The organism is Serratia sp. JKS000199, from assembly GCF_900215455.1.
In the GTDB taxonomy this organism is placed as follows: Bacteria; Pseudomonadota; Gammaproteobacteria; order Enterobacterales; family Enterobacteriaceae; genus Serratia; species Serratia ureilytica.
Window position 1 is genome coordinate 3,831,436 of the sequence record NZ_LT907843.1, and the last position, 15,782, is coordinate 3,847,217.

Consider the following 15,782-nt stretch of genomic DNA (forward strand, 5'->3'; position numbering starts at 1 on the left):
TAAGATGACCGACACGTTGCGTTTTCGCGGCGGTGAGGGTTTCATCCATTCATGTCAATGATGCCACTTTCCAGCCGTTCTGGCACTCGGAGTCTCTCTGAAAACGAGCCGCCTGCTCTGAGACGGCCCGCCGAACAACGACTGCTTACAGTATAGTCAGGGAAGGCGCCGCACAGCGCGGCGCAACAGGAGGGAACGCATCAATCGATCAAGGCGTGGCGATAGCGGTGCAGCATGTCGGCCAGGCGTTTCACCGGCCCGGTGACGCTGAGCGGCGCCTGATTGTCGACCAGCTTCTGTTGGTACTCGTTCATTTCGCCCAGCAAGCGATCGTAGTAGTAGGCGCGCTTGACGTCGTTCTTGGCGGAGACCACCCGATCGGCGGTGCTGCGGATCTGGCGGTGGAAGGCCGACAGCTCTTCGCTGGCCGGAATTTCCGCTCGCTGCATGCGCTGGTGGGCGATGATCAGGTTCAGCGCCAGACGATACTTGGCGATGTCGTTCGGGAACATCATCAGCAGCTGATTAAGCTGCTGATACAGCGCGGGCAGGTGGTTTTGCCGACGGCGCGCCGCCTTGGTGGTCAGCGCCGACACCGCGCTGCTGACGAACTGGTTGAGCAACGTGCGGCCGGTGCGTTCGCGCGAATTATCGCGGATCAGCAGCAGCACCATCAGCCCGACGCAGCTGCCGAGGAACTGGCCCAGCGCCCCGTCGAGAAACTGGGTCACGTTGAACTCCATCGGGTTGCTCAGCACCAGAATGTTGATGGTCCCCGCCAACAGCCCCAGCGAACCGAGCCGCCGCTTCTGCACCTCGATGCCGATGAAAAACGCCAGCAGGCCGAGGCTGAGACACAGCAGCAAAATGCTCTGCTGGGTCGCCGGCAGGATCACCATGAAGAACAGAGAACCGACCGGGATTGCCGCCAGCATGCCCAGCACGAAATCCATCGCCACCATGCGCGGCGCCGGGGTGCGCATCGCCAGCGAGGTGATCACCGCAATGATCACCATAAAACCGCTGCCGGACGTCCAGCCGGTCCACAGCCACAGCAGGCAGCCGAAGGCCGTCGCCACAAAGGTGCGCAGGCCGTTGATCATCGCGTGATGCCCTTCCGCCGAGGTCGGCTTGACCACGGTTTCATTGCTCAATACGCCCTCTTCCACCGCGCTGATGCTGCAGTTGGTGTGCACGCCTTTCGACAGCAGCAGGTAGCGCGTCGCCGCGCCGACCCAGCCGGTGATGGTCGACAGCGTTTCCTCGGAGCGATGCGTGGTCAGCACCTGACGCAACAGCTTCATGCGTTTGTGGATCTCCTGCGGGGTCTCCGCCGGAACCATCAGCTGTTCCCGCAAACTTTCTTTCAGCGCCTGCGGGTGATTCAACAAGATCAGATAGGTTTCACAGGCCTGGGTGATCAGCGTCAGCGACAGGGTATGCAGCGCTTTCACCCGTCGGTTGACCTTCTGCCAGCGCGAGGATTCCATCATCAGGTTGTTGCGCATGCCGTCCAGCGCCGTGGTGCTCTTCACCAGATTGCTCCAGGCGCGGTCGATGTCCTCTTTATCGGCATGGCTGATGCACATCTGCATCAGGCGGTATTGATCCACCAGCAGCTTATCCACCGCCCGATCGATGTCCTGCTTGATCGAACGCGGCGAAAACAGCAGATCGGCCAACACGGCGCTGACGATCCCCAGCACGATCTCGCTGCAACGCTCGATGGCGAACTGCGGCGCTTCCAGCAGGTGGGCCTCGCTGGTGGCGACCGTCACGATGATGATCAGCGCGGTATAGCCGGCCAGCCCCCAGGCGTAGGAGTTCTCCACCTTGATAAGCGAAGAGAGCCAGGTGCAGAAACCGGCCCACATGCAGCACAGCATCAGCATCACTACCGGCGCGCGGGCGGTGGTGATGATGATGAGCAGGCCGACGAAGCAGCCGATAAAGGTGCCGATGATGCGCAGCCAGCCGCGATGGCGAATGGCGCCGGAGAAGGGTTCACCGCCGGCGGCAAAGGCCGGGCCGGCGGCGACGATGGCGGCGGTCATCGCCGACCAGCGCGGGGTTTCCAGATTGAGATGGAAGCCGACGAACAGCGCAAACACAATCGCGAAGCTGAGTTTGAAGGCAAATCTCAGCCGGATAAAGGTTGGGCTGCTCATTAGCCGAACTCACGCAGCCGGTGCATCAGGCGCACAAAAGGCGAGCCGCTGTCGGCATTGCGATCGTTCTTGCCGACGATCACCACGGTGGCGGTGGTGCCGGCCGGGTACGGATGCTGTTGGTCCTTGGCGTCCAGCAGGATCTTCACCGGCACGCGCTGCGCCAGGCGCACCCACTCCAGGTTGCTGTCGATCGAGGCCAACCCTTTGTTGTTCACCGTGCTGCTGCTGTTGTTCACCGCCGCCGCCACGCTATCGACGGTGCCGTGCATGATGCGGTTGCTGCCGAGCGGGGTAATCTCCGCGCGATCGCCCTTATTCAGGCCGTTCAGCTTGGTCTCTTCCAGGTACGCCAGGATGTAGAAGGAATCTTTCTTCACCAGCGCCACCGCGACCGACCCGCGGGTGATGTATTCACCGGCGTGTACGTTGAGGTTGGTGATCCAGCCATCGGCCGGGGCGCGCACCGTGGTGCGCTCCAGATCCAACTGCGCCAGCTCGCGAGCCGCAATGGCCTTCGCCAGCTGGTGCTGCACGGTCTGCAGCGAGTTGTTCGACTGGTCAATCTCTTCCTGCGACATCGCCTGCACGCCCAACTTCACGCGGCGGCCGGCCTCACGCCGTTTTTCCGCCGCCAGCGTCTGATAGTAGGCGACGTCGGCGCCGGCTTCCGCCAAGGCCTGCTCATAACGCGGCCGATCGACCACGAACAGCACCTGGCCTTTCTTGACCAGTTGGTTGTCCACCACCGGCACGTCGGTCAGCAGGCCGCTGACGTCCGGCGCGATCGCCACCACGTCGGCGGTAAACTTGGCGTCACGCGTCCACGGCGACTCGGTGTAGAACACCCAGGCCTTGAATACCGCGGCAATGCCCAGCAGCACAAGAATCAAAGTGATCGCGATTCGGGTTATTTTTATCGAAAAATTTTTCACAGCGACCTCAAACAAAAAGACACGAAATCAGATAAAACAAGCAGCAATACAGCGCGGTATTAAACAGCGCCGGATGCCAGACAAAATCGTAAATCCCCGTCGGCTGCAGCAGGCGGCGCAAGAGAAAAAACAGCGCCAGCGACACCAGCAGCTCGAAAAACACCGGCGGAAACGACAGTCCGAAGATGACCATAACCGGAAGCAAACTCATCACTTTTTCCTTATTGTTCACTGCGCCGGGGAAAGACAGGTCTCGCCATTCACATTCTCTTTACATTTTAGCGTGCGCGCGCCACAAATCTTGACCAGGCAGCTTGTCCAGGTCACGAACCCGAAAAAAGGTTAAACTTTGGGGCAGACATCCACGACAGGGATTGCGAGGGTGCCGGAGGAGCGGCAGGATGACGTCGCCGCTCGCTCTCGCACGTTGGTGAGGTCTATTCACCCGACCACGTTATATTAGCCTGCTTACTATCAAGGCATCAACAATCTGTGATCTAAATCACTTTTAAGCCAGAGTGAATAATGGAAAGATTAAAACGCATGTCGGTATTCGCCAAAGTGGTTGAGTTCGGGTCGTTTACCGCGGCCGCGCGCCAACTCGACATGAGCGTTTCATCGATCAGCCAAACCGTCTCGAAACTGGAAAATGAGCTGCAGGTCAAGCTGTTGAACCGCAGCACGCGCAGCATCGGCCTGACCGAGGCCGGCAAGATTTACTATCAGGGCTGCCGACGCATGCTGCAGGAAGTCAGCGAAGTGCATGAGCAGCTGTACGCGTTTAACAATACGCCCGCCGGCACGCTGCGCATCGGCAGCTCGTCCACCATGGCGCAAAACGTGCTGGCGAACATGACCGCCGAGATGATGAAAGAGTACCCGGGTCTGACGGTCAACCTGGTGACCGGTATACCGGCGCCGGATCTGATCACCGACGGTCTGGATCTGGTGATCCGCACCGGCGCGCTGCAAGACTCGAGTCTGTTCTCGCGCCGCCTGGGGCAGATGCCGATGGTGGTGTGCGCCGCCAAAAGCTACCTGAGCCAGCACGGCACGCCGCAGAAGCCGAGCGACATGGTCAACTTTTCCTGGCTGGAGTACAGCGTGCGGCCCGACAGCGAATTCGAACTGATGTCGCCGGAAGGCATCACCACGCGCATTTCCCCGCAGGGGCGCTTCGTCACCAACGACTCCTCCACCATGATCCGTTGGCTGAAAAACGGCGCCGGCATCGCCTACGCCCCGCTGATGTGGGTGATCGAAGAGATCAAACGCGGCGAGATCGAGATCCTGTTCAAAAGCTACCATTCGGATCCGCGGCCGATCTACGCGCTCTATACCGAGAAGGACAAACTGCCGCTGAAGGTACAGGTGTGCATCAACTATTTAACCGACTATTTCGAACGCGTAGCGGCGGTCTATCAGGGTTATCGCTGAGCAGCGCTTAAATAGCGGCGCGCCAGCGCGGCCAGCAGCATCAGCGCCAACATGCCGATGCCCCACAGCAGCCAGACGGCGTAGCCCGCCCAGGCCAGTAGCAGAGGAAAATAGCTCGCCAGCCCGCTGCCCAGCTGTTTCAGCCACGGCAGCCAAGTGTCCAACACCGTCTGCGGCACCAGGCTCAGCGCACCGTTCACCGGCAACGTTGCGTTTCCGGCCGCCTCCGCCAACGTCGGCAGCCAGGTCAGCAGGCCGGATACGCCCCAGGCCAGCAACGTCCACAGCGCCATGGCGCCGAGCAGCAGCGCGACCGTCCAGCCGCCCCGATTCACGGCACACCGCCGCCGCACTGCGGACAAAAGCGGCTGCCCGGCGGCAACGGCGCGGCGCACTGTCCGCAGGTGGCGCTCACCGCAGCAAACGGCTGGCCGCAGCGGTGACAATAACGCGCGCCCGGCTTATTCACGGCCCGGCATTCCGGGCACTGCGGCCCCTGTTCGCCATGCTGGCTATAGCGGTTGCCATGGTGGCCACCGCCGTGGCCCGCGCGCCGATGACCGCCGTTAATACCGCCTTGCCCCAACAACCTTTTCAGTAAGCTCATCCCGCCTCTCCTCTGTGCATTCACGCTGAAGCTCACTGTAAACCCTGGAGTAAACTCCAGGGTAAAGCCCGGCGATGAGGATTTACGTTTCATTACATCGTAATAATGGCAAGGCTTTGATGCCGTTAACAAAAGCATCATCGGCATTATCCCACGCCGCTGCGCTGCGTTATGCTGCGGGCACCTCTCCCTGCATTAGGAATAACCATGAAAAAAATCATACTGGACTGTGACCCGGGGCATGACGATGCCATCGCCCTGCTGCTGGCCTGGGGCAATCCGCAGATCGACCTGCTGGCGGTCACCACCGTGGTGGGTAACCAAACGCTGGACAAAGTGACGCGCAACGCCCTCGCGGTGGCACGCATCGCCAATATCACCGGCGTGCCCTTCGCCGCCGGCTGCCCGCGCCCGCTGGTGCGCAATATCGAAGTGGCACCCGACATTCACGGCGACTCCGGCCTCGATGGCCCGGTGCTGCCGGAGCCTCACCTGCAGCTGGACTCGCGCCACGCGGTGGATCTGATCATCGATACCGTGATGGCCCACCCGCCCGGCAGCGTGACGCTGGTGCCGACCGGCGGCCTGACCAATATCGCCATGGCGGTGCGTAAAGAGCCGCGCATTGCCGAGCGGGTCAAGGAAGTGGTGCTGATGGGCGGCGGCTATCATGTGGGCAACTGGAGCGCGGTGGCGGAGTTCAATATCAAAATCGATCCCGAGGCGGCGCACATCGTGTTCAATGAAAAATGGCCGCTGACCATGGTCGGGCTGGATCTCACCCACCAGGCGCTGGCCACGCCGGCAGTCTGCGAACGCATCGCCGCCCTCGGCACCCGGCCGGCCGCCTTCGTCGGCGAACTGCTGGCATTCTTTGGCCGTATGTACCAACAGGCGCAGGGCTTCAGCGCCCCGCCGGTGCACGATCCTTGCGCAGTGGCCTATGTGATCGATCCGAGCGTTATGTCGGTGCGCAAAGTGCCGGTGGATATCGAGCTGACCGGCACCCTGACGTTGGGCATGACGGTCGCGGACTTCCGCGCGCCGCCGCCGCCGGACTGCCACACCCAGGTCGCGGTCAAACTGGATCAGGATAAATTCTGGGATCTGGTGGTGGATGCGCTGGAGCGGATCGGCGACGTGGAGTAAGCGCACAAGAGACGAGATTAACGCGCTTGGGCAGGCGCGTTAGTCTGTATTCTGCCGCGGCAACGGGAGGCTCAAGCCATAACCGCTTTTATTTCCAATGCAACAGAACAATCCTAATAATAAATTATTTCATGAAAATTTAAAAAAACAGATAAAGAAAGGAAGAATCTTAATAAAATTAAAACCATGAAAATCACATTGAATTTAAAAACCAGCAATGGGAAACGATGAAGCAAATCTCCGCCCTCACGCCGCCACTGACGGCATCAATTAAACAAGCAGATACCTCTTTTATTCTTCACACTGCCTGCCAATATAGACCATTGCCGGGATGTCCCTCGATATCCACACACGCGATAACCACAGACAAAACATTGATTTTAATTAATAAAAATAATATTAAGATTAAAAATTGACTGAATCACAATAGATTTGAGAAAATAGCGCGTCTGTTTTTGCAAACAACAAAAATGCCTTTTGCGAGTGAAAAATACGGCTTAACCTTTCTTTGGGCAAACAGCCTCGCGCATTCTCAGGGCAAACATTATTTATCGCTTTACCATAAAGACGGTTTAAATTTCCCGTGAGACATTTTCGATTTCAACATTACACGCATTTCAACACCAGGATAAAGGATAGGGAATAATCAAAGCATGCATTTAATAAACGCTATCAGGCCTTGGCAGGTTAACCATGGCCGATAAATCTCCCGCTAACGCAGCGACCATCGCCGTGCTGCCCCTGCTGCTGATCTGGATGGCGGCGGTCCTGCCGATTTATTACCCCAACATGGGCGGCGACGGTCTGGCGCTGCCGCAAAACATTCTGGCCTGGGGCGTCATGGCGCTTACTACGCTGATCGTGACGTTTACCGTTTGCCTGGGTCGCATCCGCCTTTCGCTCACGCCCACCGCACGCCTGTTGCTGCTCGGCATCGCCTTGCTGGCGCTGCCGTTGCTGTATACCCGCCCCGAATGGCGCGAAGACGCCCTGTGGCGCTGCGCCGGCCTGCTCGGCGGTTGGTTGTTCTATGTCGCCTGCCTGCAGCTGCGCGTCACCGCCCGGCAGCGCGAGCTGCTGCTGTTCGGCCTGTTGTTTGCCGTCGGCATTCAGGCGTTGTTGGCGGCTTTACAGCTGTTCGCCCCCTCGCTGGCCTGGGTATCCCCTAACGGCGGCCGGGTCTACGGCGTCTTTCAGCAGCCGAACGTGCTGGGCAGCTTTATCGCCACCGGGCTGGCTTTGGCGCTCTGGCTGCTGCTGGCTCCCTACTCTGCGCCGACGCGGCGGCAAATCCCGCGGCTCGCGCTGCTGGCCGCTTTCTCCGCCCTGCTGGTGCTGATCCAGTCGCGCGCCGCCTGGTTGGGGGCCGCATTGGCGGCGGCGCTGCTGCTGTGGTGCTTTGCCCACCAACGCCCGGCCGCAAGCCGCTGGGCCGGCGGCGCGCTGCTGCTGGGCGCCGCGATCGGTCTGACGGTGCTGTTCACCGGTTTCGGTCTGGATGGCCGCGCTGGCCTGATCGGACGGGAGCTTTCCAACAGCGCGCGCCTGACCATGCTGCACGACGTCGGCGCCATGATCCTGGCCAAGCCGCTGCTGGGCTGGGGCTACGGCGGCTTTGAATACAGCTTCGCGCACTTTCGCCTGCAGGAAATGCCCTGGAGAGAAGTGCTGGAAGTCGCCGGGCATCCGCACAATGAAATCCTGCTGTGGTGGGTCGAGGGCGGCCTGACGGCGCTGGCAGGTATCGCTATCGTCCTTGCCGCCGGCGTACGGCTGCTGAAAAGCGCCTGGCAACGGGATCGAGAACAGCAGAACGGTGCGCGCGTCGGCCTGTTCCTGGTGCTGCTGCCGATGCTGATACACACTCAGCTGGAATACCCTTTCTATCTGTCTGCGCCGCACTGGCTGGCGTTTCTGCTGCTGCTGGCGCTGCTGGACGGCCAAACCGGCGAGCCCCGCCCGCTGCCGTTCGCCAAAGCCCTGAGCCTGCCGGTGGCGCTTGCGGCGCTCGGCGTGCTGGTGATGGCGGCCTTCGCCTGGCAAGGGCGCATGGCGCTCACTCAGTCGGAGCGCACTATGCTGGCCAACATCGACAGCATCGAGCAGATGCCGCCGCCGGCCGCCTGGATCTACCGGGAGCGCAAAACCTTCGACGAGCAATCTCACGCGCTGCTGGTCTATAACCAAACGCGCGATGATGCCCTGTTGACCGGCTATCGGCAGTGGGCCAATGCCTATCTGCAGCACCGCATCGACGCCAACGTCTACGCCACGCTGATCATGATCTTGCGCTATCAGGGGGATCAGGCACAAGCCGATGCTCGCCAGCGGGAAGCCGCTTTTCTGTTTGCGCGGGATGCGCGGTTCAGGTAGGGACAACGAGGTGAGAGCGATGCCTCGCCGCTCTCACCTGCGTCATTTTATGTAGCAAAATTAACGCGGCAAAATCGCGCACTCTTTATCCAGCAGCGACTCTACCGAAGCGCGATTGCCGACGTCCCAGCCGCGCTTCGAGGCCAGCAAAATAAACCCCCGTTGGCCGCCAAACGTAGTGGGCACTAACGCCACGCCATATTCCGCCATCTGCGGCGGCGACAGATGGAAATAATCCGCCAGATCCTTAATCGGGTAAACGCCCATCGCGGTTGGCTGCATCACGCGGCGCGCGTAGTAGGTGTGGCGCAACAGCTTATCCGGCAAGGGCCGCCATTGTTCCTGTATGTAGGGGCGTTCCGCCTGCAATTGACGCCGCACGTCCTCACGCAGACAGGTCAGGTGAATATGCAATTGGTTTTGGCTGCGGCCGTATGCGGAGTTGATCGCCATGCCCAACATATCATCCGGCACCGGCCCGCCATATTCGGCGGCCAGCCGATAACGCATCAGCCAGGCATAGCCAAAATAGTCCGTCCGTTCCCCGGCCAACAGCTGCGGGCTTTCGATGCCGGAGAGCGGCGCCGTCGGAACCAGAATAAAATGATAGGGGTAACGCGGATTTTGCAGCACGCTGAAGCCCTGGGCCTTCCCCTGCGGCATATAAATCTGCTCACAGGGCGCCGGATCGCGCTTTTGCTGATAATTGGCCATGCAAAGCTTATCGACTACGCCCCACAGCGCATCGGAGCGGGCGCAGCCCGTCAGGGACAGGACGCCCAGCGCCAGCAGCCAACGCCGGGCGGGTATAGCCAGACGCGTCATCATCGTATTGCTCTGTTTTTTCGCCACGTCAATTTTATTCCATTATATCGTGCAGGCTACGGCGTCCTGCCGCGCTTAGCGTTACGAATGCGAGAAAGGCCGCAAAATGGAGCATGATTGAGGGGCCAACGCGTGGCCCCTGGAGGAAAAATTACGCCGTGCCGCCGACGGTGAGCGTGTCCAGTTTCAGCGTCGGTTGGCCGACGCCCACCGGCACGCTCTGGCCTTCTTTGCCGCACACGCCCACGCCTTTATCGAGCGCCAGATCGTTGCCGACCATCGAGATCTGCTGCATAGCCTCGATGCCGGAGCCGATCAGCGTCGCCCCCTTCACCGGTTTAGTGATGCGGCCCTTCTCGATCAGATAGGCTTCGGTGGTGGAGAACACGAACTTGCCGGAGGTGATATCCACCTGGCCGCCGCCAAAGTTCGGCGCGTACAGGCCGTACTCAACACTGGCGATGATCTCTTCCGGCGTCGATTTACCCGCCAGCATGTAGGTATTGGTCATGCGCGGCATCGGCAGATGCGCGTAGGACTCGCGGCGGCCGTTGCCGGTCGGCGCGACGCCCATCAGGCGCGCGTTGAGCTTGTCCTGCATGTAGCCTTTCAGCACGCCGTTTTCGATCAGCACGTTGTACTGGCCCGGCACGCCTTCGTCGTCGATCGCCAGCGAACCGCGGCGCCCTTGCAGGGTGCCGTCGTCCACCACGGTACACAGCTCAGACGCCACCAGCTCGCCCATATGGCCGCTGAACACCGAGGTGCCGCGCCGGTTGAAGTCGCCTTCCAGGCCATGGCCCACCGCTTCGTGCAGCAGCACGCCCGGCCAGCCGGCACCCAACACCACCGGCATATTGCCGGCCGGCGCCGCTACCGCGCCGAGGTTGACCAGCGCCATGCGCACCGCTTCTTTAGCGTAAGCGTCGGCGCGCACGTCGCCGTCGACGGTTTCCAGGAAGTAGTCATAGCCGAAACGGCCGCCGCCGCCGCTGGAGCCGCGCTCACGCTTGCCGTCCTGCTCCACCAGCACGCTGACGGAAAGGCGCACCAGCGGGCGAACGTCCGCCGCCAGCGTGCCGTCGGTGGCGGCCACCAACACCTGCTCGTAAACGCCGGTGATGCTGGCGTTCACTTCCTGCACCCGCGCATCGGCGGCGCGCGCCACCTTGTCGACGCGGTGCAACAGGGCGATTTTCTCTTCGCGCGGCAGGCTTTGCAGCGGATCGAGCAGCGGGTACAGCGCTCGATAACCGATTTCGCCCAGGGTATGCGCCCGCCCGTCGCCCTGCTCGCGCACGATGCTGCGCGCCGCCTGGGCGCTCTGCTGCAGCGCATTCAGAGTGATCTGATCGGCATAGGCGAACCCGGTCTTCTCACCGCTGACGGCGCGCACGCCGACGCCCTGGTCGATATTGTAAGAGCCATCCTTGATGATGCCGTCCTCGATCACCCAGGCTTCGTGATAGCTGGACTGAAAATAGAGATCGGCGTAGTCGATACGGCGTTCTGCCAGTTGACCCAGTACCGAGTACAGGTCTTGATGACTCAGCTTGTTGGTAGCGAGTAACTGCTCACTGACAAACGTCAGACTCATAATGGTTTCACTCTTGATTGGAGGATAACTTGTCAGACGGCGCCGTCAGCGACGTCTGGAATCGGTTGTGCTGCAGCACCGGCATCTGCGCACGAATATTTTTCAGGCTTGCGGCGTCCACGCGCACCTTCAGTGCCGCCACGGCGTCCGGGTTCTCGGCCAGTACCTTGCCCCAGCCGTCGACGGCCAGCGTGTGGCCCCAGGTGCGACGGGTCGGCCCGTGGCGCCCCACCTGCGCCGGCGCCAGGATCATGCACTGGTTCTCGATCGCTCGGGCACGCAGCAGGATTTCCCAATGCGCCTCGCCGGTTACCCGCGTAAAGGCCGCCGGCACCGAAATCAGTTCGGCGCCCTGCGCCCGCAGCGCCTGGAACAGCGCGGGGAAGCGCAGATCGTAGCATATGGTCATGCCCAAACGCCCGACCGGCGTATCCACCACCGTCAGGTGCTGCCCATGCTGGTAGGTATCCGACTCGCGGTAATGGCCGTGCGCGTCGTTGATGTCCACATCGAACATGTGCAGCTTGTCGTAGCGGGCGCGGATCTCGCCCTGCTCGTCGAACAACAGGCTGCTGGTGGTGATAAGCTCCGGGTTCTCACGGCTGACGAGCGGCATCGAGCCCACCAGCAACCACACGCCATAGCGGCGCGCCAGTTCGCGCACCGCATTCTGCAGCGGGCCATCGCCCTGTTTTTCCGCCTGTTGGCGGTAGGCTGCGGAGTTGGCGAACAGCAGCGCGTTCTCCGGCGTCATGACCAGTTTTACCCCGGCATTGAGCTGCTTAATCTGCTGTTCAATCTGGGCCAGGTTATCGCGCACCTGATCGCCACTGCACAACTGCAACAACGCAACGTTAGCATTCCTCATGACGCCTTATCCTCCTTTGACTTACGCTGTACCTCATTGATCTTCGGCTGGTCGAGATCGCCGCCGATATGGTAGCGAATCAGCGAAATCTTGCTCCACAGCGGCCCCAGCACCTGCGAGGCGGCGAACACCGCCGCGCCGACGATCGGGTTAACGACAAACGCCGTGGCCACGCCGACGGTCGCTGAAATCGCCGGCGCCACCACCGCTTCCATATCGATGCGGCGGCGCGCCAAATCGATCTGGCCGCTCATAGCAATATCCGCCGCCAAGCCATCGATCAATAGATTATCAGTATGCATTATGCCATCTTTCAGCCAGGCGGTACTGCGGATGGAATCAAAGTAGAAGCCTTTGCCGAAGGTATCGCTGAAGTCGAACTGCAGCTTGCGCAGCAAAGCGTCGAAGCTGACCAGCCGCAGCAGCTGACCGGCGCGGCCGCCGCCCATGCTGTCGATCTCGCCCTTGCCCATTTTGACCTGCAACGCGCCGCTCAGCGTATCGACCCGCGGCTGCCACGGCGTGCCATGCCAGTACAGATCGAAATCCACGTCGTAAGGCGCTCCCTTGAGCGGAATGGTGATGCCGAAGAAGGCGGCGGTTTCATCAATCTTGCCGCCGAGCAGCTTGCCTTTCAGCGAGCTGCGCTCTTCCTGCGCGTTTTGTTTCCACAGGCCGGTGGCGGTCATGCGTCCTTGGCCGGTATCGACCAGGCCGTGATCCAGCGTCAGAGTATCGCCCCGATTAGTCAGATCCGCCTCGACCTTGCCGAGGTTCTGCCCCAGTACCCAGCACGACTTGCAGCGCAACATCAACGAAGGCCAGTCGCGGAAGGAAACTTTTTCGGTCGACGGCGGTGGCGTGCCCGCCGTGTTTTTCGTCTCTGCGAACTGCGGGTTGTAATACAGATAATTGATATCGGCGCGCCACGGCCCGCGATCGGCCACCCGCAGGCTGCCGTCCACTTCGTCGCTCTTGGCGCTCACGAGGGTAGCGCCAAGCTGTTTCTCGGCCGACAGCGTCAGCTTATGCCAGGCCTGGCCGCCCAACAGCAGCTGCGGCGTGGTCAGCGCCACGGTGGTGGGGAAGCTGAAACCGCCCACCTGGCCGCTGCCGCCGCCCTGTTTCAGCGCCGGCGCGAGCAGCGCCAGCCACTGCTCACCGTCCAGCGCCGGCAGATTCAGCGTCATCGACTTACCGGCCGGCAGCGGCGGCGTGCCGCCCCCGTTGGTTTGCCAGGCGGCGCGCGCCAGATTCACCTGTTTTTTATCGAAGTTCCATTCGCTGTTGAAACGGTTCTGTTTGCCCGCGCTGCCGGTCAACATGAAGCCGTTCAAACCGCCTTTGACCTTGACGTTCACCGGCAGCGCCTCTCCCGGCGCCTTGTTCAGCGGCGAAGGTAAGTGACTGCTCACTTTCTTCAAATCCGCGTCGAGACCGATATCGTAGCTGGCCGAACCTTGGTGCGGCAGCGTGATGGCCACCTGGCTCTGCCAGGGCGCGCTGCCGCTGAGCGCATCGGCGGCCTCTTTCGGCAGGCCGGGGAACTTGCCCGGCTGCCAGTCTCCTTTCAGACCAACGTTGACCTTGTAGTCACGCTCGCCTTCCTGCGTAGTGAAGTTGACCGCCACCGGTTGCCCGAACCAGTTGGCCGACAGGGTGTCGCTCTCCAGATTGCCGTTGTTGAAACGGAATTTGCCGCTGAGCTTCTGCAGCTCGCTTTCCAGCGGTTTTATCAGCAACGAATTATTGTTCAGCGCCACTTCACCGGTGGCTTTGACCTGCTCGCCGTCCAGCGGGATATCTAGATGTAAGCGCCCACTGACATCGCCGCCGATCTGCAGCTGCTCCAGCGCCGCCCCCAGCGAATCGTGCAACGGCGTCTGCATAAAGTAGTCATGCACATCGCTGCCCGCACCTGCGACTTCGGCGTCGATCAGCAATCGCTCTTTCAGGTAATCCGGGATCACCGCGCTGATATTTTTACCCGCCACCTTGCCCAACCGGGTTTGCGGCGCATGCATCCACAGCCCCTCGTTGGCGAAATCGAGATCGATCGCCAAATCGGTCAGCGCCGGCCAGCCCGGTTGGAACTGGAAGGTGGCATGGCGCAGCGGTACGAAGACTTCGAACTGTCCTTCGTTTTTGCGATACGGGAAGTGCTGCGGATCGCCGGAATAAATCAGCGTGGCGTTATCCACCTGGCCGCCCTGAATGGCGCCGCTCAGGTAGTCCACCAAATGCTTGCCCATCAACGGTTCCGGGAAATAGCGCCAGGCGTCGGCGCCGTCATACAGGCGGATGCCCGCCAGGATGTTCAGCCACGGATCGCCCTTGGCCGGCTGCTGATAACGGAAATCGCCGTTGACCCACAGCGACTTCGCCTTGACGTCCAGCCCCTGGCTCGCCAGTTCCCAGCCCTGATCGTTGTAACGCCAGGTCAGCGCGCCACGCGCGCTGCTGATTTCAAGCGGCGCGCGGAACATGTCGCCGTAAGGCAGAGTGCTGTCGGTGAGCCCCAGCGTCAGGCGGCCGTTCTCCACCCCGCCGCTCAACGCCCCGGAGAAGTGGTTAACGCCCGGCAGCAGTTCCCAACGCTGCCAGCTGACATCGCGCCACAGCGCCTGGAAACGGCTCTTTTCCGGCTGCTTGAGCGGAATGTCCAGCGCCAGCGCTTCCAATTGCCCCTGCGGCTGCAGATCGTTCCAGCGGTCGAGCACGTCCGGGCTGAGGAACGAGAAGGTCGGCAACAGCGCCGACAGACGCTCCAGCTGAATATCAGTCGCGCGCACACGCAGTTCTTCATTCTGCGCCGGCCCCATGAATTCGGTGTTTTCCGGCAGCCACAGCGCGGAAAGCCCGCCCTGCGGCCAGGCCTGGCCGTCGGTGCTCAAACGCAGTTGCGGCACGTCGAGCTGCCAACCGGTGCCCTGGCGGCGCAGCGACAGCGCCAGATTATCCACGTCCAGCCGGTGCTGCGCGGCGCCGGTGTCCCAGTTGGCCGCCCCCTGCTTGAGCAACGCATTGCCGCCGGCGATCTGGCCGTTCTGCACCTGCAGCCAGGCCGCCAGGCTGAAGTCGGCGCTTTCCAGCCCGGTGTTGGCGCGCAGCCAGCGGGTAAACCAGGGTTTCATGTCGATGTTATCGGCCTGCAGGTAGACCGTGCCGGTATCCAGCAGGCCCTGATTATCGCGCAGGTCCATGCGCAGCTGCACCACGCCGTGTTGGCCGTTCAGCGTAGACAGACTGATCTGCCCCTCGGCGCGGTGGCGATCGCGGCCGTTGAGCCAGGTCAGCTGGGGAATGTCAAATTCGGCGCGCGCGCCGGCGGGCGTCAGGAACGAGATACGGCTGTCGCGCAAATCGAAATGATCGAGCTGGCGCAGCATCAGATCGCTGATCTTGCCCGGCTCAAGGCCTTCGCCCTGCTGGTCGCCGCCCAGCGTGGCGTTCAAGTCGAGGCGGAATTGGTAGAAGGTCAGATCGCGGAACTGCCAGCGCCAGTGCAGCAGCGACTGCCACACGTCCAACGCCAGCGTCACGCGCTCGATATGCACATCGCTTTTGGGCAGCGTAGCGCTCAGGTTGCGCATTTCAAGCTGCGGGCCGAACGTTTCCCAGCTGCCCTGCACGAAATCCATCCGCACGGGCACGCCGGACAGTTTCTCCACCTGCGCCAGCAGTTGGGGGCGGTAGTCGTTCAGCTTCGGCAGCATCAGGCGCAGCCCGCTGATCAGCAGCGCCACAATCACAATTAGGGTGGCGCCTGTTGCTAACAGAATCCCAGGCAGTCGCCTCACGCAGTTCTCCTTGCTCCGCTGCC

12 protein-coding genes are annotated in these 15,782 nt (G+C 61.4%); 3 read left to right on the forward strand and 9 right to left on the reverse strand.

Annotation, left to right across the window (positions count from 1 at the left end):
* Nucleotides 1–200: 200 nt before the first annotated feature.
* The 3 genes from aaeB to aaeX are packed head-to-tail and all read right to left on the reverse strand — an operon-like array spanning nt 201 to nt 3,314.
* On the reverse strand, nt 201–2,168 hold the full coding sequence (gene aaeB, locus CPH57_RS18270) for a p-hydroxybenzoic acid efflux pump subunit AaeB (protein WP_096242624.1): 1,968 nt from the start codon (nt 2,166–2,168) through the stop codon (nt 201–203).
* The gene (aaeA, locus tag CPH57_RS18275) at nt 2,168–3,103 is read right to left on the reverse strand and encodes a p-hydroxybenzoic acid efflux pump subunit AaeA (RefSeq protein WP_033644462.1); all 936 of its coding nucleotides are present in this window, start codon (nt 3,101–3,103) and stop codon (nt 2,168–2,170) included. The genes aaeB and aaeA overlap by 1 nt, the downstream gene beginning before the upstream one ends.
* Nucleotides 3,104–3,110: 7 nt before the next feature.
* Nucleotides 3,111–3,314, reverse strand: coding sequence for a p-hydroxybenzoic acid efflux pump operon protein AaeX (gene aaeX / locus CPH57_RS18280; protein ID WP_004936952.1), 204 nt, complete (start codon nt 3,312–3,314; stop codon nt 3,111–3,113).
* A 314-nt stretch (nt 3,315–3,628) separates the two neighbouring features.
* Here aaeX and aaeR point away from each other — a divergent pair, with 314 nt between their 5' ends.
* On the forward strand, nt 3,629–4,540 hold the full coding sequence (gene aaeR, locus CPH57_RS18285; RefSeq protein WP_004936950.1) for an HTH-type transcriptional activator AaeR: 912 nt from the start codon (nt 3,629–3,631) through the stop codon (nt 4,538–4,540).
* Here the strand turns inward: aaeR and CPH57_RS18290 are convergent.
* The gene (locus CPH57_RS18290) at nt 4,531–4,875 is read right to left on the reverse strand and encodes a hypothetical protein (protein ID WP_033644460.1); all 345 of its coding nucleotides are present in this window, start codon (nt 4,873–4,875) and stop codon (nt 4,531–4,533) included. The two genes, aaeR and CPH57_RS18290, sit on opposite strands and share 10 nt — an antisense overlap.
* On the reverse strand, nt 4,872–5,147 hold the full coding sequence (locus tag CPH57_RS18295; protein WP_033644459.1) for a zinc ribbon domain-containing protein: 276 nt from the start codon (nt 5,145–5,147) through the stop codon (nt 4,872–4,874). The genes CPH57_RS18290 and CPH57_RS18295 overlap by 4 nt, the downstream gene beginning before the upstream one ends.
* Nucleotides 5,148–5,354: 207 nt before the next feature.
* Here CPH57_RS18295 and CPH57_RS18300 point away from each other — a divergent pair, with 207 nt between their 5' ends.
* Both CPH57_RS18300 and CPH57_RS18305 read left to right on the forward strand, forming a co-directional pair.
* Nucleotides 5,355–6,296 (forward strand): nucleoside hydrolase, encoded by a 942-nt coding sequence (locus tag CPH57_RS18300; protein ID WP_096242625.1) that lies wholly within the window; start codon nt 5,355–5,357, stop codon nt 6,294–6,296.
* A 693-nt stretch (nt 6,297–6,989) separates the two neighbouring features.
* Nucleotides 6,990–8,669: a PglL family O-oligosaccharyltransferase gene (locus CPH57_RS18305; protein WP_096242626.1), complete on the forward strand. Its 1,680-nt coding sequence runs from the start codon at nt 6,990–6,992 to the stop codon at nt 8,667–8,669.
* Between the two features lie 60 nt (nt 8,670–8,729).
* Here the strand turns inward: CPH57_RS18305 and CPH57_RS18310 are convergent, their stop codons facing one another.
* The 4 genes from CPH57_RS18310 to yhdP all read right to left on the reverse strand — a co-directional run bounded on the left by CPH57_RS18310 (nt 8,730) and on the right by yhdP (nt 15,759).
* The gene (locus CPH57_RS18310) at nt 8,730–9,494 is read right to left on the reverse strand and encodes a CDP-diacylglycerol diphosphatase (RefSeq protein WP_033644908.1); all 765 of its coding nucleotides are present in this window, start codon (nt 9,492–9,494) and stop codon (nt 8,730–8,732) included.
* 151 nt (nt 9,495–9,645) lie between these two features.
* Nucleotides 9,646–11,091: a metalloprotease TldD gene (gene tldD, locus CPH57_RS18315; protein WP_033644456.1), complete on the reverse strand. Its 1,446-nt coding sequence runs from the start codon at nt 11,089–11,091 to the stop codon at nt 9,646–9,648.
* A 7-nt stretch (nt 11,092–11,098) separates the two neighbouring features.
* Nucleotides 11,099–11,959, reverse strand: coding sequence for a deaminated glutathione amidase (gene nit1, locus CPH57_RS18320; protein ID WP_033644455.1), 861 nt, complete (start codon nt 11,957–11,959; stop codon nt 11,099–11,101).
* Nucleotides 11,956–15,759, reverse strand: coding sequence for an AsmA2 domain-containing protein YhdP (gene yhdP / locus CPH57_RS18325; protein WP_096242627.1), 3,804 nt, complete (start codon nt 15,757–15,759; stop codon nt 11,956–11,958). Before yhdP ends, nit1 begins: the two co-directional genes overlap by 4 nt.
* Nucleotides 15,760–15,782 lie beyond the last annotated feature (23 nt).

Bases quoted from the DNA above. Each gene is read 5' to 3' on its own strand.
- aaeB (WP_096242624.1), bottom strand. From the start codon at position 2,168: ATGAGCAGCCCAACCTTTATCCGGCTGAGATTTGCCTTCAAACTCAGC.
- aaeX (WP_004936952.1), bottom strand. From the start codon at position 3,314: ATGAGTTTGCTTCCGGTTATGGTCATCTTCGGACTGTCGTTTCCGCCG.
- aaeR (WP_004936950.1), top strand. From the start codon at position 3,629: ATGGAAAGATTAAAACGCATGTCGGTATTCGCCAAAGTGGTTGAGTTC.
- CPH57_RS18295 (WP_033644459.1), bottom strand. From the start codon at position 5,147: ATGAGCTTACTGAAAAGGTTGTTGGGGCAAGGCGGTATTAACGGCGGT.
- CPH57_RS18300 (WP_096242625.1), top strand. From the start codon at position 5,355: ATGAAAAAAATCATACTGGACTGTGACCCGGGGCATGACGATGCCATC.
- CPH57_RS18305 (WP_096242626.1), top strand. From the start codon at position 6,990: ATGGCCGATAAATCTCCCGCTAACGCAGCGACCATCGCCGTGCTGCCC.
- CPH57_RS18310 (WP_033644908.1), bottom strand. From the start codon at position 9,494: ATGACGCGTCTGGCTATACCCGCCCGGCGTTGGCTGCTGGCGCTGGGC.
- tldD (WP_033644456.1), bottom strand. From the start codon at position 11,091: ATGAGTCTGACGTTTGTCAGTGAGCAGTTACTCGCTACCAACAAGCTG.
- nit1 (WP_033644455.1), bottom strand. From the start codon at position 11,959: ATGAGGAATGCTAACGTTGCGTTGTTGCAGTTGTGCAGTGGCGATCAG.